This window comes from Gelidibacter sediminis (assembly GCF_004364975.1).
In the GTDB taxonomy this organism is placed as follows: Bacteria; Bacteroidota; Bacteroidia; order Flavobacteriales; family Flavobacteriaceae; genus Gelidibacter; species Gelidibacter sediminis.
In genome coordinates, this window is sequence record NZ_SOBW01000008.1 from 1,429,000 (window position 1) to 1,453,199 (window position 24,200).

Here is a 24,200-nt window from a genome sequence, read left to right on the forward strand (position 1 = left end):
AATGCATTCATTAAAAACTCTAACGTTCACATTTCTCGCCTGTCTATTTTTTGTGGTAGCCAATGCTCAAGAAACATCTACTGAGGATGATGACAAATTATCTTTAACTGAAGGAACCATCGACAATCAATTTGAATATGTAATTCAAAAATCTTATAACTATCAAGAATACAAGAATGTCAAAAAAACCTGGTTATATCAATTAAAGGCTCATACACTCGATTCTTTAAAAGCGATTCAAAACAATTTAACTAGAACCCAAAATACAGTCGATAGTTTAGTTCAAGAAATTACTACCTTAAAAAGCAACCTCTCTGAAACCAAAACGACACTGGCAGAAACCAATGAAGAAAAGGATAATATGGCGCTCTTTGGTTTGCAGATGAGCAAAAGCAATTACAATGTGTTGATGTGGAGTATTATTGGGGGACTTTTTGCTTTATTATTATTGTTCATCTATAAATATCGAAACAGCAATTCAGTTACCAAACTTGCAAAAAAATCTTTAGTTGAAACAGAAGAGGAATTTGAAGAACACCGACGTACGGCACTTGAGCGTGAACAAAAAGTAAGACGACAACTGCAAGATGAAATCAATAAACAGAAAAGCATAAAATAAATCAATTCAAAATCTGTAAGTAACCTTACAGATTTTTTTTCTCTAGTCGGAAGCTAGAACACAACACACTTTTTTGCATCTTTGCAGTGAAGATACAATACCATGCGCATAGATATTATTACAGTTTTACCCGAATTACTCAAAAGTCCGTTTGAAGCTTCCATTTTAAAACGTGCCATTTCCGCTGGATTGGTAGAGGTACATTTGCATAATTTGAGAGATTACACTACTGATAATTACAAATCTATTGACGATACTCAATTTGGTGGTGGTGCAGGCATGGTGATGATGATTGAACCCATTGATAAATGCATAAGTCAACTCAAAGCTGCACGAACTTACGACGAAGTCATCTATATGACTCCAGACGGCAAGACATTAAATCAGGGTATGGCCAACACCTTGTCTTTAAAGGAAAACATCATTATTCTCTGCGGACATTATAAAGGTGTAGATCAACGTGTCAGAGACCTCCTCATTACCAAAGAAATCTCAATAGGTGATTATGTCCTTTCTGGTGGGGAATTAGGTGCGGCTGTATTATGTGACGCCGTGATAAGATTGATCCCCGGAGTGTTGGGCAATGAAACGTCTGCATTGACAGATTCTTTTCAGGACAATTTATTGGCACCGCCCATCTACACAAAACCAAGGGAATATAAAGGCATGAAAGTGCCTGAAATTTTATTCAGTGGACATTTCGCAAAAATTGAAAAGTGGCGCGAAGACAAGGCCTATGAGCATACCAAGGAAAGACGCCCGGATTTGTTGGAAGATTGAATTAGAATGCAGTTGGCAGTACTCAGTTGGCACTATGCAGTGCGCGATAATAAAAAGTCAAAATTCGATGGTTAAAATTTAGGTATCGATAGTTAATCTTCCATGTCTACAATAGACATATGGCATCAAAATTCCTTAACATTTTATGACAATACTCTTGCCAATTATTATTTATTGATTACTTTTGCATCCAATTTCAGGTTAACCTCTGGCGATCTCCGTGAATGTTGGTTTGGATTAAAATTTAAAAATTAAAAGAGATGAATTCTTTAGTAAAATTTGTACAAGACGAATTTGTAGAAAAAAAAGAATATCCTCAATTCGGCGCTGGTGATACCATCACGGTGTATTACGAAATTAGAGAGGGTGAAAAGAAGCGTACACAGTTCTTTAAAGGTGTAGTATTACAACGCAAAGGTTCTGGGAGTACAGAAACATTTACAATCCGTAAAATGTCAGGAACTATTGGCGTTGAGCGTATTTTCCCTATTAACCTTCCAGCGCTTCAAAAAATTGAAGTGAACAAAAAAGGTAAAGTGAGACGCGCACGTATCTTCTACTTTAGAGGTCTTACTGGTAAGAAAGCGAGAATTAAAGAAAGAAGAGGATAGAATTCTTAATTTACAGCATATAAAAGCCTTGAGAATTTCAAGGCTTTTTTTTATGAACATATGTTAATTAGTAAAGTTCATAACATGTTGAAAACTAAACCCTTGGTTCTCTTTGGCATTACAACAAATTTTTGTATCTTAGTAAAACGATTCAGAAACAACCTTGTGTTGGTTTCAAATTAAGACATTGAATTTAATTTGAATTTAGAAAATACGTTCTTAGTTTGTTTTTTGAGATGATTATAAATAGCATATGAAGATGTGTCTAATTATAACATCATGACATTTTAAAAAGTGCACCACATGTAAATAGGGTGTAACTAGTAAAGCCGAAAGTTTCCAAAGATGGTCGCAACGAAAGTGTACACCAAGGTAGGAAGCAATGTATTGTTAAATGTTATTTGTGAAAATGGATGACATTAATATCACATCAAGAAAAACAACATACTGAAACATTTTATTAACAGGTCAATACATTTTGAAAGTTAAAAAATGTTTTATTGAAATAGGATAACTTGAATTGAAAAAGACGATTGTAAAACGTGAGTTTTAGTCGGCTGATTTAGCAGAAATGTTAATTAGATCACGTTACTATTTCAAAGAAAGCCATGTCAAGGTAGTTTAGCTACAATGATATGGCTTTTGTTTTTTTAAGTAATTAATAGAAGTTATTCAAGTAAATTATGGTATATACGGTGTGTTTAATGTCGTTATCTTAGACATCACTTTTTTGTCTTTAATAATTGATAACTGTATGCGGTAATCTTCATAATTTTCAGGTATTGTTAACAGTAGAGTTCCTTTATCACCTACATCTTTAATTGTTTGATAATTGCCATAAAGATCGCATTTGACCAGTGCCCATTCAATTTCATAATAATCCTCTGACTCAACACGCTCCCAGCCCTTTAGCGGATCATAAAGCATGGCATAAAAATACGCTTGTTGCCCTGGTTTAAGTAAATCAATTGTCTTTAATATTCCAACCCCATTTGTCATATTGTAATCTTCCTTACTATCCAAAATGGTTTTTAAATTCTGATAATCAGGTTTTAGCCTACCTTTCCGATCTATGAGTCCATCAAATGATAGTTTGTCAATTTGATGCTGATCTTGCCAATTTTTCACGAAAAATCCTTTTGATAATGAGGCTTTTTCCAATTCCCCTAACATTTCAACAGAAATATCGGTAAAGATATGGGGCCCTTCTAATGATTGAACTGCTTTTAATATGATATCTGTATTGAGACCCTCGTTTACGATTATTCCTAAACCATCTACATTTACTAGGGCTCTTAAAAAATCATTAGCCTCAGAACTTTCTAAGTTGTTTAATTTATAGTCAATTATAATTGGTCGGGACGGATCTATTTTTTTTATTTCAGAGGTCAGTTGTTGCAACCATAACACATACGCACGTCTATGATACGACCTAACAGGTTCGTCAAAAGAGGAATTGTATTTTGTCATTAAATTATTCTGTAGGCGCCAAGCTTTTATATGTTCTTCGCTTTTATGCTTCTCTACCAAATGGACTATCTTATCTTTGTATAGTATTGATGCACTTAAATCTTCATAGAAATTGATGTGATCGGGGATCCAAAATCCAAATGATAGGTTTAGCCCAAACTCTTTAGTTATGTTAACCACGTTATAATCGTAGGTGTCATTTGAAGTATAGTTTATTGTATTCAATCCCAAATCTTTAATCATTCTAAAATGAGATTCAAGATTCTTCCGGGTTAATACGTGGTAATCTCTATTCCATCCCTGGCTGTTTTTTAGATTTACGCCCCGTGTATTTTCGAGTTTTTTAAATTGATTTGTAAGTCTTAATGGGGCGGTATCGATTTTAGGTGTATTTTTAAACAAATACGGCGGAATATTTTCTGATTTAAAGCTGAGATCAATATTATTGATATCTGCAATGGTCCAATTCAGATAAGAATCTCCTTCAGTACCATCGGGCATATTATTATCAACGTTAGAGTTAAAATAAACAATGGCCCTAATTTCATTGTAGTTAGTATCTATTTGCAACATGGCGTTCTCCAACCACTGTTTCTGAAAATCAGGATCAAAATAGGTTCCAAATTCTGATAACATAATGGGATAAGTTCCCAGTTTTTCAAATTCGTTGTGATAGGGCTCATAAAGCGATTCAAACGAATTATATAGATCTGGTTGATCATATGTGGCATAATTTAACAAATTTACACTTAGCCAATCTACATAACGATGACCCGGAAAATAATGCATTACATTTTCAGGTTTCCACGGGTTATAGATCCATACCACATTATCTGCACCTTGTTCTTCAAAGATATTCCAGATGTGAATCCAAGATTTTTTAAATTTATCTGCAGCATCGTCACGATGGTCATACCATGGATAAAACGGATTATCAAATTCATGTGCAAATCTCAGAAATACCGGTTTTTGCAGGTTTTTCAGACGTACTGCAAAATCTGCTATAAATTCATCAAAATACCCACTGTATATAGAGTCAACTACATGGCCTTGCAAACTTTTACCGCTAGTAAATGAATTGATCCAAGGTTCCCAAGTAATCATTGGAAATGCCTTTTCCTCATAGACCTGAAGTAATTCTTGCTCTGGAAAGGTATTTGCAAGCGATTTATCCCATGCCAAATAAAAGGAAATAATACTTACCTCTTGCCCGATAGATTGTGAGAACTCTGACACTAATGAAAAGTCGCTAAGCCCATTATCAATCTTTGGAGCAAACACCCCAACATATGTTGTAGTTTGATCCAGTTCCGGCTCGTAGGCCATACCCTCAAGTTTAGTTTGTTCTTGCTTATAATTAAAATACCCAGCTGAAATGAGAATAAAACCGGTGATAACTAACGCTGATTTTTGCCAAATATTAAAAATAATTTTCTCAAATTTCGATTCATTATTAAAATTGGCATCTAATTTCTTTCTATCGGGAATGGAAGTACGGTTGAATTGATAAGCGAAGTGTAAAGTGTAAAACATTATCATGGCATTCCATAATGCAAACCCAGACATAAATATAGAAAATGGAGTAAGATCTCTATATAAACCATAAATTATTGCCAATATACTGATGAGACCTACTATAATATTTGGTAGTACTATTAACACATCAGTCTTTTGATCATCTTCTTTAACCGTAGGAAGATATGGCACCTTTTTTCTGATAATCGTGTAAAACATTCCCATGAGGTAAATACTCCAGGTAATTTGCATTAATAGACCACCCAAAAGGTGCATTCCACGTTCCCCTTTGTTTATTACCCATTTTTGCACATAAAATCGAATTCCTAATATAGACACCAACACTGGCAACAATATTAATCCATAATTGATAACATTTCCCTTCCATGGGGTTGTAGAAGTAAATAGAGCTATAATTGGTATTAAAATGCTGAACAGAAAAATAAAACCCGTTAAGTAATGTAAGGGTAGTATACCATAATGCAATTTCTGACGCCATGACAATTTATTAATCAATTTAGGGAAAGTGGAAACCAATAATTCCAAAGTACCTCGCGACCATTTTAATTGTTGTTTAAAATATGAAGTTAATGTAGCGGGCGCCAAGCCTTCTGATAATGCTTTTGGCACATATATAGATTTCCATCCTTTGGCATGCAATTTCATTGCGGTATGCATATCCTCTGATAAACCGGCCGCATGGCCACCAATAGAATCGAGTGCTGATCTTCTGAAAATACAATTCGCCCCAATGGCATTAACGGTGCCATAGGAATTCATACACATCATTACTGGTCCGTAAAAATGAAATGTCTGCTCTGCAGCCGCTCGGGCTACCAATGATTCGTTAAGATTGTAATACGATTGAACGGTTTGAACAAAACCAATTTCGGGATCATTAAAATATGGAATAATCTCCTTTAAAAAGTTGTTGTGTGGAATATGGTCTGGATCAAGAATCAGGCAAATCTCGCCTTTGGCTTGTCGTAATGCGTTATTAATATTCCCCGCCTTTGCATCCTTACGATTATCCCGTGTAACGTGAATAATTTGATGTAGACGACAAAATTCAATCAATTCAATATCATTTGCTTCATCACATAAATAGGTCGTGTGAGGATAATCCATTTGCTGTATTGCCAACAAGGTATCCTTGAGCATATGTTTAGGTTCTCCTGGAAAATACGTTGTAAATACATCTACAGTGAGATGGTTATGAGAAGTAGGTTTATGCGGTACTGATAAATTCCAATAATGATACCATATGTAGATAAGCCTAAAGGTGTCAAAACATATCAGCATCATCAGCATCCAATACAACACCTGATTATCTATCAGTTCAAATTCAAAAAACCAATAAAAAAAATTGACAAGACTAGCCAATCCAAACACAATAAGAATCCTAATTTTAAATTTCTCAAGCCTTGTAGGTGCCTTTAACATACTATTATTCATGATTTAATACGTAAAATGGCATATTAGCTGTCGCAAAATTACCTTTCAAATCATGTACAGTTACGAAAACTCTATAAGGACCTTCCTTATTGGGGGATTTGAACTTCAAACTATTTGAAAAAGTTGAGTTGTTAGCAACTATTCGTAAAGAATCTATTTCAGAGTTCCATTGTTTTCTACCCCAAGCTTCCCTAAAAATTTTATAATGAAAACTTAAGGTGCTGTCAATAGCTTTTTGCATAGTTATTTCAGCATTGATGACACTACCTGTAGAAAACACTTGATGATTTAATTCCAAATTATTTAAAGACATACGTTTAATTTCGGGTAATATCTTCTGAACTTCTTTTCCCGTCCATAGAGACGTTAATTCATAATACACGTCTGATTTTCTACCATACTGATCAAAAATATTGAACCAAGTTGGTGTACCTTCTTGTTTGTACCCCCAATAAAATGCGAGGCTACCAAGACAATTTTGATCCGCTTCAATATAGGATGTGTAAACTTCATTATATATACCACTTTTTAAGGTACTGCTAGGCTCCAAAATTGATTTCCAAATGTTAATTGGTGCTTCCCATGGACCGTGATTGCCCCATTCCATTATAAAATATGGCTTTGGATTTGTGATTAATTTAATATTATTCATTACTGATTCCACACGAGTAATACTTCCAAAGGCATTAAATCCAATCAAGTCTAGTTTGGGCGAACTCAAATGGATTCCCAATGTTTGTGCTCTTGATGTTCCACTAACACTGGTACTTACGGGGTGATTAGGATCAATATTATGTATGAGATCTACAAGATCATTAAATACTTTAATGAAATTGTTATTCTTGATGGTTAATGGAAAAATAAGTTCATTACCTAAATTCCATGCCAGAATTGAAGGATGGTCTTTGTATTGACTTACTAAATTTTTTACTTTAAGTTTTAAATTGCGAACCGTTACCATATCAGAATAATAAGTTTTGGCGTGGCCACTAGTGGGCAATGGAATATCTACAATCACTGCAATATTATATTTTTGTGCTTCATCCAAGAGTGTTTTTAAATTAAGAGTGTCATAAACACGTAACGTATTCCCTCCTGCTTCAGCCATCTCTTTTAGATATCCCGTACCACTAGCTCCTTTAATGTAAAACGGCTTACCATTTCTATATAATTTAAATTTATTGTTAACCTTTTCAATATAAACTGTACGTGTTTTGTCCAGAACCCTCCCCCGATCTCTATGTAAATAAACATAAGCAGCTAGAAGAATTAAGATTGTAGTGAAAAAAAATATCAAAATCGCTTTCCTCATATTATGTTCAATTATTCAAAACTTGGCAATGTAAAAAGGATTTTATACACGGATTGATTTACTCGATGAACAAATCATTTATGGAGATTAATAGTAATATCTGCACTATAACTCATTTAAACCTTAGTTAACATTTTAAGAATATACATAAATATAATAAAACATAAAATGATATCTTTTGGGGTTTTATTTAAAAAAATTGATATGTTTATGGCTTTTGTTTTTTAATCATCTATGACTTAACTTCCCCCAATCAACTTATCAACTAAGCTATATGACACCAACCCTTATAGAATCAACCGAATTCAATAACATGAATTTTTCAGATATGGCGCTACAAAAAGCGGAATATGATTATTGTACTTTTACAAATTGTAATTTTACGGGATCAGACCTCTCATCCATAACTTTTATAGAATGTGTTTTTGACACGTGTAATCTAAGTAATGCCAATATTAAAAATACCATATTCAGAGATGCCGAATTTATTGATTGTAAACTGACCGGAGTTCAGTTTCAAGATTGTAATTCTTTTTTATTGTCCTTCAGCTTTAATAATTGTCATATGCAATTCGCTTCCTTTTACCGGTTGAAACTGAATGAAACCAAGTTTGTCAATTGTAATCTGAACCATTCCAATTTCACGGAAACCAATTTGATGGCTTCCGTCTTTGAGAGCTGCGATTTTAAACATGCAATTTTTGATCATACGAATCTTAGCAAAGCTGATTTAAGCACTTCCGAAAATTTTATACTCAACCCTCAACACAACAATGTAAAACATACTAAATTCTCTAAGGAAAACGTCTTTGGTCTATTGCAGCACTATCAAATTGATATTATATAATTGGAGGCTATTCAATTTTATATGCTAATGTCAATTTTGTATATTTGCACTGCCTAATTTGGGGCCAATCATAAACATTAAAATTTCAAAATTCTTATGGCAAAAACTTCTACCATTATTTATACAAAAACTGACGAAGCTCCTGCATTAGCTACGCGCTCGTTGTTACCTATTATAAAATCTTTTACAGCATCATCAAATATCGATATTGTTTCTAAAGACATTTCTTTGGCTGGTCGTATTTTAGCCATATTTCCTGATTTTTTAAATGAAGAACAACAGGTCCCAAACGCATTGGCTGAATTAGGTGAACTAGCCACAAAACCAGAAGCAAACATCATCAAGTTACCAAACATTAGTGCCTCTGTACCGCAATTAAAAGAGGTTATTGCTGAATTAAGATCACACGGTTTTAATGTTCCAAACTATCCTGATGATGTTAAAACTGACAAGGATAAAGACATTAGATCTCGTTATGATAAAGTAAAAGGAAGTGCTGTAAACCCGGTCTTACGTGAAGGTAATTCAGACAGACGCGCTCCTAAAGCAGTGAAAAATTACGCCAAAAAGAACCCTCATTCAATGGGTGAATGGTCTCCTAATTCAAAAACTAAAGTTGCGACCATGTCACAGGGGGATTTCTTTCATACGGAAAAATCATTGACACTTAACAATGCTGAATCAGTTAGTATAAAGTTTATTGGAAAAGATGGTAAAGAAGAGGTATTAAAAGATAAAGTTAATCTCTTGCAAGGCGAGATTATAGATGCTTCTGTAATGAGCAAAAAAGCACTGATGTCCTTTTTAAAAGAGACTGTAAAAGAAGCTCAAGATCAAGGCATACTCTATTCATTGCATTTGAAGGCGACCATGATGAAAGTGTCTGATCCAATTATTTTCGGTCATGCAGTTGAAGTGTTTTTTAAAGATCTTTTTGACACCTATGAAACTGAATTTAAACAAATTGGATTTAGTCCAAGCAACGGTCTTGCGAATTTGTTTGACGAATTAAAGGAACTTCCTGAGACTAAGCGTCAAGAAATTGAAGAGGCTATAAAAAAAGGTATTGCTAATGGCCCTGATTTGGCCATGGTAAATTCTGATAAGGGAATTACTAACCTACACGTTCCTAGTGATGTCATTATTGATGCCTCTATGCCTGCAATGATCAGAACTTCTGGTAAAATGTGGAATGCGCAAGGGAAACCTCAAGATACATTGGCCGTTATTCCGGACAGCAGTTATGCGGGGCTATATGAAGCGACTATTGAATTCTGTAAAAAACATGGTGCATTTGATCCTTCCACTATGGGTACTGTCCCTAATGTTGGCTTGATGGCCCAAAAAGCAGAAGAATACGGTTCTCATGACAAAACATTTGAGATGACCAATGATGGTAAGGTTGTCGTTGTTAATTCAGTCGATGCAACGATAATTGAACATGCTGTTGAAAAAGGTGACATTTGGAGAATGTGTCAAGTTAAAGATGCACCAATTCAGGATTGGGTGAAATTAGCCGTAACAAGAGCGAAAGCATCTGATACCCCAGCTGTTTTTTGGTTGGATAAAAACAGGGCTCATGATGCCGAATTGATTAAAAAAGTCAACCAATATCTTCCTAATCACGATACTCAAGGGCTAGATATCAGAATTTTATCGCCAGTAGAAGCAACAACCTTTACTTTAGAACGTATTAAAGATGGTAAAGATACAATCTCTGTAACAGGAAATGTTTTGCGCGATTATCTAACAGACCTTTTTCCAATTTTAGAATTAGGAACTAGTGCAAAAATGCTTTCTATTGTACCTTTAATGAACGGTGGTGGATTGTTTGAAACTGGTGCTGGAGGTTCTGCACCCAAACATGTTGAACAATTTGTTGAAGAAAACCATTTACGATGGGATTCTTTGGGCGAGTTTTTAGCCTTAGCGGTGTCATTAGAACATTTAGCGCAAAAAAATAACAATCCAAAAGCTCAAATTTTAGCAGATACTTTAGATGATGCTACTGGTAAATTATTGGATAATGGAAAATCGCCTTCTCGTAAGGCTGGAGAATTAGATAACCGAGGCAGTCATTTTTATTTAGCAATGTATTGGGCTGAAGCTCTCGCAAACCAATCTTTGGATATGCAATTGCAAGAAGAGTTTAAAGTGCTATATGAGGCATTAAAATCCAACGAAAATACGATTGTAGATGAACTGAACAGCGTTCAAGGCAAACCTGTATCAATTGGTGGATATTATGAGCCAAATGAAACCTTGGCGACTGAAGCAATGAGGCCTAGTACAACCTTCAACGCGATTCTCAATAATAAATAATCCTTAATAAATTTTATTGTTTACTGTTTTATTAAAAATATTAAACAAATTAACTAAAAAAGCTCCTTTTATCGAGGGGCTTTTTCTATTTTTGAAGAAAAATAACAAATGCCCATTAAATTAAAGGTCTTCTTATGCTTTCTTTTATGCCAGTCGGCATTTATAATTGCACAGGAAAAATTCACGCTCAGTGGTAAAATTTCGGATCAAGCCAGTAATGAAACTTTGATTGGGGTCAATATTATCTTTCCAGAGGTTCAAACCGGAACTGTAACGAATGAGTATGGGTTTTACTCTATCACCTTAACAGAAGGCACTTATACATTTCAGATTAGTTATCTCGGATATAATAGTATTTTGGACACGATTACCGTTACCAAGAATAGAACCTTAAACTTTCAAATGATTGAGTCAACTGAAAGTTTACAAGAAATAATAATCACTGAGAATGTAGAAAAGTTAAATATCCGAAAACCCCAAATGAGTGTCAATTCACTCTCCATTAATACGATAAAACAGATGCCAGTGGTATTAGGAGAAGTAGACGTCATAAAGTCCATCACCTTACTACCCGGCGTAACAAATGCCGGTGAAGGTTCTTCAGGCTTTAACGTTAGAGGTGGTGCAGCAGATCAAAATTTGATACTTTTGGATGAAGCCACAATTTTTAATTCTTCTCACCTTTTCGGTTTATTTTCTGTGTTTAATCCTGATGCCATTAAAGACCTCAAACTATATAAAGGCGGCATTCCCGCAAAATATGGTGGACGTGTATCTTCTGTTTTAGATATCTACCAAAAAGAAGGCAATAGCAACAAATTCCATTTAAGTGGCGATCTGGGTATTGTCTCAAGCCGACTTTTAGCTGAAGGACCAATCACAAAAGGAAGGGGCTCCTTTTTATTGGGTGGCCGTTCCAGTTATGCACATCTCTTTCTACCTTTATTTGATATTGACAGTAAGGCGTATTTCTATGATTTGAACACAAAACTCAGTTATAACATAAATAAAAATAACAACATCTATCTCTCCGGCTATTTTGGTCGTGATGTCTTCAATATTTCTGACAGTTTTGAGAACACTTATGGAAATACGGTTTTAAATTTTAGATGGAATCATCTATACTCTGATAAACTATTTTCAAATTTATCAGTAATTTACTCTGATTATTATTACGGTCTGGCATTAAATTTTGTTGAATTTGACTGGACATCAGGAATTAGAAATTTCAATCTCAAATATGATCTAAAACATTATATCAGCACAACCTTTAAATTAGATTATGGATTCAATAGCTTGTATCTCACTTTTAACCCTGGAGAAATAACTCCCACATCAGATAGTTCTGGTATTAATCCGTATAATCTTATTAAAAAATATGCCTTTGAGAATGCTATATATGTGGATGCTGAGCACCAATTAAACACAAAATTCGCGATGTCTTATGGATTGAGATTAAGTACATTTCATCGTCTTGGTCAAACAGAGCTCAATCTTTATGATAATGACCAAGCTGTCAGATTCAATGAAGATTTTCAAATCTATGAAACATCAGAACCTATTGGCACCATTAATTACAATCGATCTGACGTTATAGAATCGTTCGTTAACTTGGAGCCCCGGTTAGCCCTAGCCTATCAATTAAATGATAATGCGTCTATAAAAGCGAGTTATAACAGAATGAGTCAATACCTACACCTCCTCTCCAACACAAGTTCTCCCACCCCTTTAGACGTTTGGGCTCCTAGCGGTAAATATATTAAACCACAGCTATTGGATCAAATGGCTCTAGGGTATTTTAGGACATTTACTGACAACAAATACTCTTTGGAAGTTGAAACATTCTATAAGGACATTAAAAACCGCATAGATTATATTGACGGTGCCAACTTAATTGCAAATGATGCTATTGAGCAAGTCATTTTAAATGGTAAGGCCCGAGCATATGGATTAGAATTTTTATTTAGAAAAAACGAGGGAAAATTGACTGGCTGGATTGCTTATACACTTTCAAAATCAGAACAAAAAACGCCAGGAAGGACACGAGTCGAAACAGGAATCAATAATAGTGAATGGTACGATACACCTTACGACAAAACACATGATTTATCCTTGACTGCTAACTACGAGTTGAATAAAAAGTGGAGTTTAAGCAGCACTTTTATTTATCAAACAGGCCAACCCACCACCTTTCCAAATGGGCAATATTCTTACAATGGTATTACCATTCCCAATTATGAAGCTCGCAATTCGAGCCGTTTACCTAGTTACCACCGCCTGGATATTGCAGCAAACTATACTCCAAAATCTAATACAAATAAACATTGGAAAGGTGAATGGGTCTTTGGCTTATATAATATTTATGGACGAAAAAATGCGGCCTCCATCAGCTTTAGTGAAAATAGAAATACAGGCGTCAATGAAGCCAATAGATTGGCATTATTTGGGATTATCCCATCCATATCCTATAATTTTAAATTTTAAACATGAGAAAGTTTATAGCCATACTCTGCACACTTTTTTGTTATACCTCATGTACAGATCCTATAGAAGTTGACCTAAACACTGCAGCTCCAAAATTAGTTATTGAGGCATCCATCAATTGGACTAAGGGAACTCTTGGCAATGTACAAACAATAAAACTATCCTTGACGGCCCCATATTTTGATTCTGAAATTCCACCTGCAAATGGCGCTATCGTAACCATCATTAACGAAAACAGCACCTATAATTTCTATGAAATTGGAATGACTGGTCTCTATAGAAATGAAAATTTTGTTCCACAACTTAATGCTAAATATACACTTAAGATAACTTATGACGGTGAAGATTACGTCGGAACAGAAGTTTTTAAACCTGTAGCTTCTATAAATCGTATAGAACAAAACAACGAAGGTGGCTTTTCAGGAGAAGATATAGAGTTAAAGGCATACTACACCGATCCAGTCGATGAAAAGAACTTTTATCTATTTGAATTCATTAGCGATATACCAGCTATCCCTTCTCTATCAGTATATGAAGATAAGTTTACTAATGGTAATGACATTTTTGGTTTCTATACCGAAGAGGATTTAAAATCAGGAGATGAGGTGCTTATCAAAAATTACGGTATTTCAGAACGATTCTACAAGTATATGTATATCTTATTACAGCAAAACAACAATTCGGGGGGCGGACAATTTGAGCCACAACCTACTATAGTAAGAGGGAACTGCGTTAATACCACAAATCCTGAAAATTATCCTTTGGGATATTTTCGACTATCAGAAGTATCTGAAGTACTATATACGGTACAGTAGATGAAGATTAAAGTCAGATTTATGTATTTCTTACATGTTTCGGATAACTATTTGATGTAAATACATATATTGCTTCGTCCTTATTTATCTATCCAACGCACAAAAATGATTATTTTTGATTAATAAAATTGTGACAAACATATATTGCCATACTTAATCAATTAGACATATAAGAAAGTATAGCGTGTACGCATAGATCAAAGAAAAATTACTAACACATGGAAACTAAAAGAACAGACAAGAACTTACTTTTTAAAGGCGTTCAAAATATGGTAATTTGTTTATTACTGATGTTTGTTGGCCCCACAATACTGTATATGGCGTTTAGCAACCAGGATAAACCTACATATATCTTGGTTCTTTGTATAGGCATTGCACTCTGTTTGGGTGCCATTTTCTTTCTATTTCGAGGAATCTTTATCATCATGAAAAGTTTATTTAAAGACTAAATCCTCCAGTTATAATTAACTCTGAGGATATATGAACATTAATTATTAACTGACAGTTTCACAATAGTTCTTATTCTCTTTCTCCTTATAGCACATTTTCTACTTTAACAACGATTAGATTGCCACAGATCATACTTCAAGAGTGCCATATTTTACCATATATTTAAATTTTCACCAAATACTTGAGTATACAACACCAGCAGACATGTAGACCCCTACTTCAGGCCCACCTTGTTTAAATCATATAAAAAAACAAATGTATCTAAAATTAAAACTTATATTGGATTATTAAAGTGCAATCGTTTTACGACATATGATTGTGAGATCTAATACTTCGCATTAAAGAGTTTATAAAGAAAACAACACAAAAGCACTGTGTAAATCATATCTTTTGTTTATTTTTTTTTATGTCAACTTTCCTGTTGTTGTTCGAGACAGTTGAAACGAGGTTATTTTTACGCAGTTAAGGTTATCTCGTAAAATCATTTTTCAAAATAACAACTGCAATTTGTTTACAATCAATTTCTTATGAATAATATATCCATTGTGGTCAAACCGTAAAAAGTAAACGCTATTGGGAAAATTGGATGTATCTATCCTTCCGGTTTCAGTATTTGCTATTTTTGAAATAATTACTTTTCCATTTATATAAAAAACTATCATTAGTAGTGCTCCATAAGGCAAATTGGTAATAGTTACAAAATCTTTAGCAGGGTTTGGGTACAACAACAATTGGTTACCAATAGAGTCTTCATAACCAAAGCTTAAGGTTTCTCCAAGAACTTATAAATCCTTCGGATATAAATACGTTACCTGCATTGAGTTCTTGTACGTTTACTTCGCCTATGGTATAAAGTACAGTTATATTGTTGTTTGAGGTAGTCTAACCCCCACTATCAATAGAAAATTTTTCGATGGTTTGAGCTTGAGCCTATAAGCACCCAAAGCCAATGATGAATGTTAGCATATGTTTCATGTGTTAATATTTATTGTTTTTTAAGTCTATGTTATTACTACGCTCAGCTCAAGCAAGTTTATCTCTAATCTCTTTTTTCGCAAAAATTCGACTAACAATGGCGATTAATTAGTTAAAAAGCGCGAATAGCACGTATCCTAAGTATGTAGTTCTTATAGCTGACGTACAAGTTGCTGCCAGTTGGGTAGTCTTGGAACCAAGCGTAGTTGTTACTGTCCTCGGTAGAACTCCAAAAAGAGGTACTAACAAAACTGCTGCCTCCATTTGTTGTTGCCTTGGCATCAATGGTTGCTATATTTTGATACATCAAATTTAGTTATTCTTTTAAAGGTAAATACCAATCGACATAAGTATTACCGTCTTCTGTAATCTGTAATTCATTACAAATACAAGCTGCATAGGTTTTACCATCATCGCCAATGGCTACTTGTGCCGCAATAATGATTGATGTGTTGGCTTTGCCAGCATACAAGTCATCGCCATATGCTCGTGTATTTCCAAAAGTTCCGGCATGCCCACCTTACTCCCGTGCTTTGGTCTTCTTTTGCACATCCCAGTCCGTGTTGCCCTGTTTCGTCAACCCAAAATACAATGCCTCCGTAAGCAAAATCACCTACAGAATAGGTGGTTACACTGCTTACACTTTCTGCATTTTGTGCATGCACAGCATAAAGCACTGCCATAAACTGCGTCCTCCCCATATCGGTAAGCCCGCCTCCTGTATTTATCTGCACATTCAAATAGTGGTCGTATTTAATCCAATCAATGGTGTTAAATACGCCAGAAATGGGTGTACCCTCATCAATGTTTAGGAAAACAATGCCATTATCATCAGTGGATGGACTTGGGGTTTCTTGATATACACTTGTAGCCTATTGTAAAATAGTAAACGGTACCTGTAGTAAAGCGCTAGCAAATACGCTACCTCAACCATTTGTAATAACAGCCCTACAATTAATGGCTTGTTGCGCAAATTAGTTTCTATAGGCCAAAGATCATAATTTGTAATATGACTTCTATTTCGTTTATATAATTGTATAGCTTATTCTTTTACCGAACCCATTTTAAGGCATCAATCCTTTACAAAATCGATTTTTTCTAAATCGGTTTTTGCCTGTAAAAGTTTTTTGCTATCATATCTCCTACCATTTAAAGTCATGTGGAAACGGTTTTGTTTGAGGTATTGCAGTTCCGAAAATTGGATATCTTTAACACGCTCTTCTTTTAGTAAAATCCTAACGCCTTGATGGTCTTGGGTTTTTGCCCAATTATTATCTCCCTTGTTGTTTACCTCCAGAGAAATCATTTTATGGACGGCATTGACATGCCCAAAACCATAATTTCCGGCACCATCCAAAATTTGGACTGTAATGTTTTCGGTTTCATGATTAGGGTCTGTACTTAAACTATAAGTTCCTACAACGGTTTGCGGTGCTGGCGAATCGGAACTTCTTAACGGCAAACCTGCCAATTGTTTAGGCAGTTTAGCCTTTAGTTGATCTAGTTGCAAAGCTTCTGTAGTTATTAAATTTTGTTGCCAAGAACCAACTTTAGTGGAATTTTCGAGCGCATCAATCTTTTCTTCAAACACATTATTTTCCTTATCAGAAGATTGCTTGCATGAACTTGTCACAAATAAGATGAATATTAGTATTAAAAAAAAAGGTCTCATAACATTTCTGTATTAAAATTTAACATGTTCATCTCATCTTGGTGTTTCCAATTGTTAAAAATATTTTGCTATCCATTTAATACCATCTTCTGCTTTAACATTTTTAACTACAACCTTACTAGGTTTATTGGAGATAACTTTTGAATTCATTTTATGGATATCTTCAATGGTATAGGCTATAAAATTCAACCCTGCTTCCAGTTCCAATTGATAGTGGTAGCTGGCGTTTACCGTCTCTTCTGAAAACTGAAATGTGGTAGCACACTCGGTCTGAAATGTAGTAGCTTCAGCAACGTAAACCACATCGTAAAATGTGCCCTTTACGGGACTGTTGTAAGCTTCGTCTTCCAACCAGTGCACCAGGGCTTCGTCGGTAACGGGAAACAGCACGCCCACATAGCGTTCTTTGTACCATAACGAAATGGGACTTATACTAGTTGCCATAACATTTGGGTACATAGGCTCGCCCTGCCCAATACAATTAAAGCGGAGTGCATATTTAAAATCGTTCACTATAATCTGCTTATCCTCATTGGTAGAATGAAATGCTTCTTTTTTCGGAAAATCAAATTCTAAAGTTCCATTGGCGGTCAATTTCCCAATGTTTACAGCGCTGTCCATACCCATAGGCCAAAGTACTATGTCCATTTCGGGCATATTCTTTAACGGGTTTTCAAGCTTTCCAGTATGGGTTTGTGTATGCCCTAAAATACATAAAAGTAGACCAAGAAATGTAAATAATTGTTGTTTCATTGTATGTTTTTTAATATTTTTAGAATTGTCATTGTAAACTTCAAAGCAGTCAAAAACGAAACATTTTTAATTGTAGGTTATCATTTGTGAAAAGTGCTTCGTTGTTCGTGTCTCACACCTAAAGATGACAGCCTTAAGCTTTATTGCTTATCACCAATTTTTTATAGGTTATTTTCTCCTTATGACCAATGCGCACAAGATAGATTCCGTTGGTAAAATTGGTTGTGTCAATGGTTTCTATTCCTGTATTTGCGTTGATTGAAAACACTTCTTTTCCCGTAATGTCAAAAACTTTTATGTCCGTTTCTCCATAGGGTAGATTTGTTAAGGTTACCAAATCATTTGCTGGGTTGGGATATAAAGAAACCCTTGAAACTTCGTTGTCTTGTACACTCATGGTGTTTGTGAATTTCATGACCGAAGCTCTTCGGTAGGATAAACCTATTAAAGACGTTTCGCTAATTGCCAAATAAGGCTCGTCACTACTGTTTAGCAATAAAGATGAGTGAAATGCCCTACCTTCTGAAAACCCATGGCTTCCAACTGTTTCCCAATTAGTTCCATTAAATTTGACCACGGTAGCCTTGTCTTCATTATCTCTGTCCATGTAAGCTAAATATGGCACTCCAACACTACTAAATGTGAGTGAGAAATTAAAAGCCCTATCAGGAGAAAATCCAGCCAAACCTACCGTTTCCCAATTGCTACCATTAAATTTCATGACAGTAGCCTTAAATTGATTGGCTTTATCTGTAAAAGCCACATAAGGTTCGTCTGTATTACTAAACGCAAGCGTACAATAATCTGCTTCATCATTCGAGAATCTAGGCATACCTACTGTCTCCCAATTAGAGCCATTAAATTTCATTACAGTAATCCTCTCCCTTTCCGAGTAGGCACCTCCGTAGTCTTTAAAAGCCACGTAAAGTACCCCTGAAGCATTGAGCTTTAGGGAAACATCGGTTACCTGACCATCTGAGAACCCAGGACTCCCTACATTCTCCCAATTAGCTCCATTAAACTTCATAACGGTTAACTTGGTTAAATTACCATGGTCTCTGTAAGCTACATAAGGGACTCCGCTGTTACTCAATGCTAACGAAACAGAAAAAGCACCACCTGCAGAAAAACCAGGCGATCCAACGTTTACCCAGTTGGTTCCATCAAACTTCATCACCGTAGCTTGGTTTGCGAGAAATGATCTGTCTTGGAAAGCTACGTAAGGCTCCCCACTATCATTGATAGCAAGGGAACAAAAATCTGCCTGATTAGTAGAAAAACCTCGTGCTCCCACGGCTTCCCAATTAGTCCCATTAAATTTCATCACAGAGACTTTATTCAAATGTAAAGAATCCAAAAAAGCAACATAAGGCTCATCGGTACTATTGAGAGCAAATGAAGTATAATCTACACCTCCACCTGAAAACCCAGGCGTTCCAACATATTCCCAACTTTGTGCATTGGAGAATGGTATAATGCATAGCGTTAAAATTATAAAAAATGTAAAATTGTGTAGAGTTGTTTTCATAATTTTAATGTTTTTAATTCTAATCTAAAAATCAACCTACATTAAATGAAAACGTGGTATTTATGGATTCTGAATTTATCTTTACAGGTTTCATTTCCAGTTGTATCTCATAATTTCCAGGTGCAAGTGTTCCTTGGTTTTTATTGGCTGCTTTTTGAAGTAACGGGATAAGATCGAAAGCTTCAATAGGCACGTACATATCACCTGGTAACCATGGCCAATCGTTACGGCTGCTGCTCCCAATGGCTTTTCCGTTATAAGTAATGGTAGTTTTCATTTGAAAGAGCACTAACCCCTCGTTTCCCGAAATATTCTTAAAGCGGAACAGGATTTTGTGCTTGCCGTCTCTAAAGTTTTTGAACAGAGCTACTGGTTCCTGTGATTTCAATGTGGTGGTTTTACCCCAACCTTCAACAGTAAGTTTGCCTGAAAGTGATTGCCCTAAAGCGGTAGTACCAAACATGCTGAGCATAAAAACAATAGAATAGATAAAAGATTTCATATAGTCAATCGTATTTTATAGTTTTAAATAATCTTTGGTGCTAAACTTATAATCTACAGCTTCAATGGCCACACACTCCATAGTTCCCGAAGTGTTTTTTTTACCTTTGTTTTTTTTATCGATCATTTCCATATGCATCATAAGTGCACCCTTATAATTTTTAAATTGTTCTTTTATGGGTTCAGGATAACGATCCATTTCAGACTTGAAAACTTGATCAAAACTCACGGGCGCATCTACGGTAAAGTAGGATACAAATGCATACTCATCATTTTCAAACTTTTTACCTATGCAATCGTAACCCAAAAATGTTTTGTTGGGCAAGTCTGTTATGGTAAAATCCTCCAGCGATGGAGATTCAATGTCTTCAATATCATCCATAGTTTCATCCATATCAATCGAAGTTGCCGTTACCACTTTATTGCCACCGCTTTCCATAAACATAAAAGTAGTATTTGCATCATCATCAATGACCATAAAAAACGGTACGCCAGCGTTCATTTTCATGCCCATATATGTGGCATCAGGCTCAAGAAAATAGTCTAAGTCCATCTCTCCGCTTGCAGTAGTCATCTTTAATTGGTATTTATATGAAAATTGATAAGAATCTGGAACATTTTTGGCATCTACCTTTTTGCCCTTTGCCTGAGGACTATTGAGGTTAACATCAAAAATTCTGTCTAAAGAATTAGAAGCTTTTTCGGAGGCTTTTTCGGCAGTTTTCTCTACAACAGTCTGTTCTACCTTCTCTTCAATCCTTTTCTTGAGTTTTTTTAAAAATTGAGCCTCTGAGGTTTGTGTAAAACCCACCACCAACAAAAGTAATATTATGTACCTTGACCTTTTCATAATTATTGTTTTGAAACAAACTTAACCATCAATAGTTGTTTTAAAAACACGTATTTAGAATTTGGCAGATTCCATTTAGAATTTGGAAAAAGTAGCTTTGGCTAACCAAATTCTAAACTCAGACAGCCAAATTCTAAATTTTGTATAAAGGAGTAAAAATCATTTTTTATATTGTGTAAAATTGAATGGATAGATGATTTTGGCTTTTAAAAAAATATGGCAAAATGAAGAAACTGGTTATCATTACGCTTCTCTATCTTTTAACTTTTTATACCTTATCTGCCCAGATAAAGGTTGATGCTATTGACTCAAGTTTCAAACTTATTGGCAATCCAGAGGTGCAAGCCTTAAAAAGCGTTAGCGATGTTTCGATTAATAATATTATAAAAAGTACTTCTTGGAAAGCTTACGACTCCACTTTTACGGCAAGTAGAGACACAGCTGTTTGGATGAGTTTCAAACTAAAAAATACTACTCAAGAGATACTTTCAACCTATCTTTTTTACGATGGACATTACATCGATATTTACCTTGAAAAAGAGGATGAGTATAAACATTACAAAAATGGCTACTTCAGACCATTAAACCAACGCCCTGAACCTAAATCGTACTTTTTTACCGAACTTAAACTTTCACCATTGCAACAATCGCAATGTTATATTAAATTGAGTACTAATTATAAAAGCACAAGATTTACCGCTCCCATTTTGTACTCAAAAATTGGACATCTGGAGTTTACGAACAATTTGCAAAAAATTCATGGCCCACCCATAGCATTTATCTACGTCTATTTGATTTCGATGTGCTGTATTGCTTTTTTTGTATTAGTATTTTATTTTCGATTGCAGAAACGAATTTATATCTACTACTTTGGCTATCTGTTTTTTCAAATTATTTATGCGCTATTGGTCTTACAAACTACACCAGCCACCATAGCAAACTTTGCGGTTCACTTTCCTTATTTTTCAAACCTGATTTCGGAATCGGCACAATTTATCTTTATTGGTTTTTATATTTTGTTTATACTGCATTTGCTTACAGTAAAAATGTTTGACCGTAAACTGGCCAAAACATTAACAATATTTGCTATTATTTGCTTCACTTATGCCATATTATGGTTTGGGTTTAATCTTGTTTGGGTTGATATGGATGTTAGAAGAATAGCATCTATAATAATACGAGTCATTGTTTTACCTCTTAATCTATTCTTGTTTTTCTGGATAATTTACAAGGTAAAACATCCATTACTCAAATATTTTGTTGTGGGACAGAGTCTTTTTTTCATAGGTTCTGCTCTTTCATCCATTGTTTACTACAGTGGCTTATACCAAGTACCCAATGGCATTTTTAGTTTCCCATACTCGCAAAACGTCATCTTTATGGGGGGGCTTTTGGGCGAAGTACTGTGTTTTTCAATAGCTTTAGGAGAAAGTATGTTTCTGGTGCAAAAAGATAAAGAAAAGACGAGTCAAAAATTGATTGAGCAATTACAGCGCAACAAGATTATGGAAAGCAACATGCGCAAAGAATTGGATAAACAAATCAACCAAAAAACTAAAGAACTGGTACAGGTCTATTCTAAAATTGAAAAACAAAAAGAAGAACAACTAAATAAATCGTTTAATGAACGTTTACGAAACATGAAAATGTTGGCATTACGCTCGCAAATGAACCCACATTTTATATTCAATAGCTTAAATGCTCTTAAAAATTTAGTCATGCAGTCACGAGAGGAAGATGCAATTAGCTATTTGGATAATTTTTCATTATTGCTTCGTAACATATTGCAAAATAGCAGTAAAAACAGTATTACCGTAGAAGATGAACTTGAAATATTAGAACTATACCTTTCTCTAGAAAAAAGAAGGTTAGGGAATAATTTTTCCTATGTCATCCAATGTGATTCCCGTGAAATACTATCACAATATAACATACCACCCTTATTGTTACAACCTTTCGTAGAGAATGCCATATGGCATGGGCTTTATCCGAGTAATAAACCTGAAAAAAAACTTACCTTGGTGTTTGACACTTCCAAACAACTGCAAATTATTATTGAAGATAATGGAATTGGACGAAAAGAAAGTAGTAAGACAAAAAAAACACATCAATCTGCTGGAACCAATATTACAAAGGAACGGTTAACACTTTACAACCATGTAAGTCATACCCAAATGCAACTCAGCATTTTGGACTTGGAAGATAACGGTAAACCTTCTGGAACGCGCATAACAATAACTTATAACGATTAGACAATGAAAAAAATTATAATTATAGATGATGAAACACATTGCATAAACGTTCTGACAAGTCTTATAAAAAAAGTACATACTGACTATGAAATTATCGGAACATTTAGCAACCCAGAATCAGGTTTGAAGTTTATTAAAACTAATCCACTAGACCTTCTATTTTTAGATATCGAAATGCCCAATCTTAATGGTTTTGCTTTGTTGGATAAAATATTACCCATAGATTTTGACATTATTTTTACAACAGCTTATGACCAATATGCCATTCGCGCCTTTGAGTATAGTGCCATTAACTACTTGCTAAAGCCTATAACAGAGAAAAGCATCGTAAAGGCACTATCCGGCTGGGAAAAACGACGCAAAAAGACCACTATAGAACAATGGCAATTATTACATAATAATATAAACAGCCCGGAAATTAATGCTTCTAGAATTGCATTGCCGACAGCAGTAGGCTACCATATTGTGGACATAAAAAATATTGTACGTTGTGAATCAGATAACAACTATACTTATTTTTTTTTAGTAAATGAAAATAATCTACTTATATGTAAAACCCTTAAAGAAATAGAAAAAATGCTTTGTGATTATGGTTTTTTACGTGTACATCAATCGCATTTAATCAATCCACAATATGTTAAAGCCATTCTTAAACAAGATGGAGGAACAGTACTTATGAACGATAAAAAAGAAATCCCAGTTTCAAGGCAAAAACGAAATGAAATTAACAATATCTTGGAATCTATGCTGAGATTTGGGCAATGAAAAATTTTTATCATTATTCAAAAAAATCACTTCAAAAAGCACAATAACATACAAATTGATTAAATGTGATTTCACTTAAAAAACATAGAGAGTGAAGGCTTATTATCATATCATTTGAAAAGCATAAAGCAAAAAAAATCCCCAACAAATAAATGTTGGGGATTCTCTAAAAAAGGCGATGTCCTACTCTCCCACGAGGTGCAGTACCATCGGCGCAAACGGGC

General features: G+C 34.7%; 20 protein-coding genes. 10 read left to right on the plus strand and 10 right to left on the minus strand.

Annotation, left to right across the window (positions count from 1 at the left end; all coding sequences use genetic code 11):
- Position 1 precedes the first annotated feature (1 nt).
- From BXY82_RS12900 to rplS, 3 genes are all read left to right on the plus strand, one after another.
- Entirely contained in the window at positions 2–619 is a 618-nt protein-coding gene (locus BXY82_RS12900) for a tRNA (guanine-N1)-methyltransferase (protein ID WP_133758586.1), read from the plus strand.
- A gap of 102 nt (positions 620–721) precedes the next feature.
- Entirely contained in the window at positions 722–1,399 is a 678-nt protein-coding gene (gene trmD / locus BXY82_RS12905) for a tRNA (guanosine(37)-N1)-methyltransferase TrmD (protein ID WP_133758587.1), read from the plus strand.
- Positions 1,400–1,659: 260 nt separating this feature from the next.
- Complete coding sequence (gene rplS / locus BXY82_RS12910; RefSeq protein WP_133758588.1) at positions 1,660–2,010, plus strand: 50S ribosomal protein L19; 351 nt, start codon at positions 1,660–1,662, stop codon at positions 2,008–2,010.
- 681 nt (positions 2,011–2,691) lie between these two features.
- On the opposite strand, the gene BXY82_RS12915 is transcribed toward rplS, so the two are convergent.
- Complete coding sequence (locus BXY82_RS12915) at positions 2,692–6,450, minus strand: glycosyltransferase (protein ID WP_133758589.1); 3,759 nt, start codon at positions 6,448–6,450, stop codon at positions 2,692–2,694.
- A complete protein-coding gene (locus BXY82_RS12920) occupies positions 6,443–7,762 on the minus strand; it encodes a glycoside hydrolase family 2 TIM barrel-domain containing protein (protein ID WP_133758590.1) in 1,320 nt (439 codons plus the stop codon). Before BXY82_RS12920 ends, BXY82_RS12915 begins: the two co-directional genes overlap by 8 nt.
- Positions 7,763–8,036: 274 nt before the next feature.
- Between BXY82_RS12920 and BXY82_RS12925 the strand changes: the two genes are divergently transcribed.
- From BXY82_RS12925 to BXY82_RS15610, 5 genes are all read left to right on the plus strand, one after another.
- A complete protein-coding gene (locus BXY82_RS12925; protein ID WP_133758591.1) occupies positions 8,037–8,609 on the plus strand; it encodes a pentapeptide repeat-containing protein in 573 nt (190 codons plus the stop codon).
- Positions 8,610–8,705: 96 nt separating this feature from the next.
- Positions 8,706–10,931 carry an NADP-dependent isocitrate dehydrogenase gene (locus BXY82_RS12930; RefSeq protein ID WP_133758592.1) on the plus strand — a complete coding sequence of 742 codons (2,226 nt, stop codon included), beginning with the start codon at positions 8,706–8,708 and terminating at the stop codon, positions 10,929–10,931.
- 108 nt (positions 10,932–11,039) lie between these two features.
- Positions 11,040–13,415 carry a TonB-dependent receptor gene (locus BXY82_RS12935; protein ID WP_133758593.1) on the plus strand — a complete coding sequence of 792 codons (2,376 nt, stop codon included), beginning with the start codon at positions 11,040–11,042 and terminating at the stop codon, positions 13,413–13,415.
- 2 nt (positions 13,416–13,417) lie between these two features.
- Complete coding sequence (locus BXY82_RS12940; protein WP_133758594.1) at positions 13,418–14,230, plus strand: DUF4249 domain-containing protein; 813 nt, start codon at positions 13,418–13,420, stop codon at positions 14,228–14,230.
- Between the two features lie 218 nt (positions 14,231–14,448).
- Positions 14,449–14,679, plus strand: coding sequence for a DUF6095 family protein (locus BXY82_RS15610; RefSeq protein WP_133758595.1), 231 nt, complete (start codon positions 14,449–14,451; stop codon positions 14,677–14,679).
- Positions 14,680–15,168: 489 nt separating this feature from the next.
- Here BXY82_RS15610 and BXY82_RS15655 read toward each other — a convergent pair whose 3' ends face one another.
- From BXY82_RS15655 to BXY82_RS12980, 8 genes are all read right to left on the minus strand, one after another.
- Complete coding sequence (locus tag BXY82_RS15655; protein WP_317128586.1) at positions 15,169–15,411, minus strand: T9SS type A sorting domain-containing protein; 243 nt, start codon at positions 15,409–15,411, stop codon at positions 15,169–15,171.
- 560 nt (positions 15,412–15,971) lie between these two features.
- Entirely contained in the window at positions 15,972–16,127 is a 156-nt protein-coding gene (locus tag BXY82_RS15480; RefSeq protein ID WP_166643300.1) for a hypothetical protein, read from the minus strand.
- A gap of 1 nt (position 16,128) precedes the next feature.
- Positions 16,129–16,395, minus strand: a complete 267-nt coding sequence (locus tag BXY82_RS12955; protein ID WP_133758596.1) for a hypothetical protein — start codon at positions 16,393–16,395, stop codon at positions 16,129–16,131.
- A 332-nt stretch (positions 16,396–16,727) separates the two neighbouring features.
- Positions 16,728–17,327, minus strand: coding sequence for a hypothetical protein (locus BXY82_RS12960; protein WP_166643301.1), 600 nt, complete (start codon positions 17,325–17,327; stop codon positions 16,728–16,730).
- A gap of 54 nt (positions 17,328–17,381) precedes the next feature.
- Positions 17,382–18,080: a hypothetical protein gene (locus BXY82_RS12965; protein ID WP_133758598.1), complete on the minus strand. Its 699-nt coding sequence runs from the start codon at positions 18,078–18,080 to the stop codon at positions 17,382–17,384.
- 133 nt (positions 18,081–18,213) lie between these two features.
- On the minus strand, positions 18,214–19,608 hold the full coding sequence (locus BXY82_RS12970) for a T9SS type A sorting domain-containing protein (RefSeq protein ID WP_133758599.1): 1,395 nt from the start codon (positions 19,606–19,608) through the stop codon (positions 18,214–18,216).
- Positions 19,609–19,639: 31 nt separating this feature from the next.
- A complete protein-coding gene (locus BXY82_RS12975; protein ID WP_243835813.1) occupies positions 19,640–20,110 on the minus strand; it encodes a hypothetical protein in 471 nt (156 codons plus the stop codon).
- 15 nt (positions 20,111–20,125) lie between these two features.
- A complete protein-coding gene (locus BXY82_RS12980) occupies positions 20,126–20,959 on the minus strand; it encodes a DUF4412 domain-containing protein (protein ID WP_133758600.1) in 834 nt (277 codons plus the stop codon).
- A 224-nt stretch (positions 20,960–21,183) separates the two neighbouring features.
- Here BXY82_RS12980 and BXY82_RS12985 point away from each other — a divergent pair, with 224 nt between their 5' ends.
- A complete protein-coding gene (locus BXY82_RS12985; RefSeq protein ID WP_133758601.1) occupies positions 21,184–23,211 on the plus strand; it encodes a histidine kinase in 2,028 nt (675 codons plus the stop codon).
- Positions 23,212–23,214: 3 nt separating this feature from the next.
- Positions 23,215–23,976, plus strand: a complete 762-nt coding sequence (locus BXY82_RS12990; protein WP_133758602.1) for a LytR/AlgR family response regulator transcription factor — start codon at positions 23,215–23,217, stop codon at positions 23,974–23,976.
- Positions 23,977–24,200 lie beyond the last annotated feature (224 nt).

What these genes read in the sequence shown, in the direction of transcription:
- BXY82_RS12900 (WP_133758586.1), top strand. Translation starts at nt 2, where the DNA reads ATGCATTCATTAAAAACTCTAACGTTCACATTTCTCGCCTGTCTATTT.
- BXY82_RS12970 (WP_133758599.1), bottom strand. Translation starts at nt 19,608, where the DNA reads ATGAAAACAACTCTACACAATTTTACATTTTTTATAATTTTAACGCTA.
- BXY82_RS12930 (WP_133758592.1), top strand. Translation starts at nt 8,706, where the DNA reads ATGGCAAAAACTTCTACCATTATTTATACAAAAACTGACGAAGCTCCT.
- BXY82_RS12915 (WP_133758589.1), bottom strand. Translation starts at nt 6,450, where the DNA reads ATGAATAATAGTATGTTAAAGGCACCTACAAGGCTTGAGAAATTTAAA.
- BXY82_RS12980 (WP_133758600.1), bottom strand. Translation starts at nt 20,959, where the DNA reads ATGAAAAGGTCAAGGTACATAATATTACTTTTGTTGGTGGTGGGTTTT.
- BXY82_RS15610 (WP_133758595.1), top strand. Translation starts at nt 14,449, where the DNA reads ATGGAAACTAAAAGAACAGACAAGAACTTACTTTTTAAAGGCGTTCAA.
- rplS (WP_133758588.1), top strand. Translation starts at nt 1,660, where the DNA reads ATGAATTCTTTAGTAAAATTTGTACAAGACGAATTTGTAGAAAAAAAA.
- BXY82_RS12935 (WP_133758593.1), top strand. Translation starts at nt 11,040, where the DNA reads ATGCCCATTAAATTAAAGGTCTTCTTATGCTTTCTTTTATGCCAGTCG.
- BXY82_RS12960 (WP_166643301.1), bottom strand. Translation starts at nt 17,327, where the DNA reads ATGAGACCTTTTTTTTTAATACTAATATTCATCTTATTTGTGACAAGT.
- BXY82_RS12920 (WP_133758590.1), bottom strand. Translation starts at nt 7,762, where the DNA reads ATGAGGAAAGCGATTTTGATATTTTTTTTCACTACAATCTTAATTCTT.
- trmD (WP_133758587.1), top strand. Translation starts at nt 722, where the DNA reads ATGCGCATAGATATTATTACAGTTTTACCCGAATTACTCAAAAGTCCG.
- BXY82_RS12990 (WP_133758602.1), top strand. Translation starts at nt 23,215, where the DNA reads ATGAAAAAAATTATAATTATAGATGATGAAACACATTGCATAAACGTT.
- BXY82_RS12985 (WP_133758601.1), top strand. Translation starts at nt 21,184, where the DNA reads ATGAAGAAACTGGTTATCATTACGCTTCTCTATCTTTTAACTTTTTAT.
- BXY82_RS12925 (WP_133758591.1), top strand. Translation starts at nt 8,037, where the DNA reads ATGACACCAACCCTTATAGAATCAACCGAATTCAATAACATGAATTTT.
- BXY82_RS12965 (WP_133758598.1), bottom strand. Translation starts at nt 18,080, where the DNA reads ATGAAACAACAATTATTTACATTTCTTGGTCTACTTTTATGTATTTTA.
- BXY82_RS12975 (WP_243835813.1), bottom strand. Translation starts at nt 20,110, where the DNA reads ATGAAATCTTTTATCTATTCTATTGTTTTTATGCTCAGCATGTTTGGT.
- BXY82_RS12940 (WP_133758594.1), top strand. Translation starts at nt 13,418, where the DNA reads ATGAGAAAGTTTATAGCCATACTCTGCACACTTTTTTGTTATACCTCA.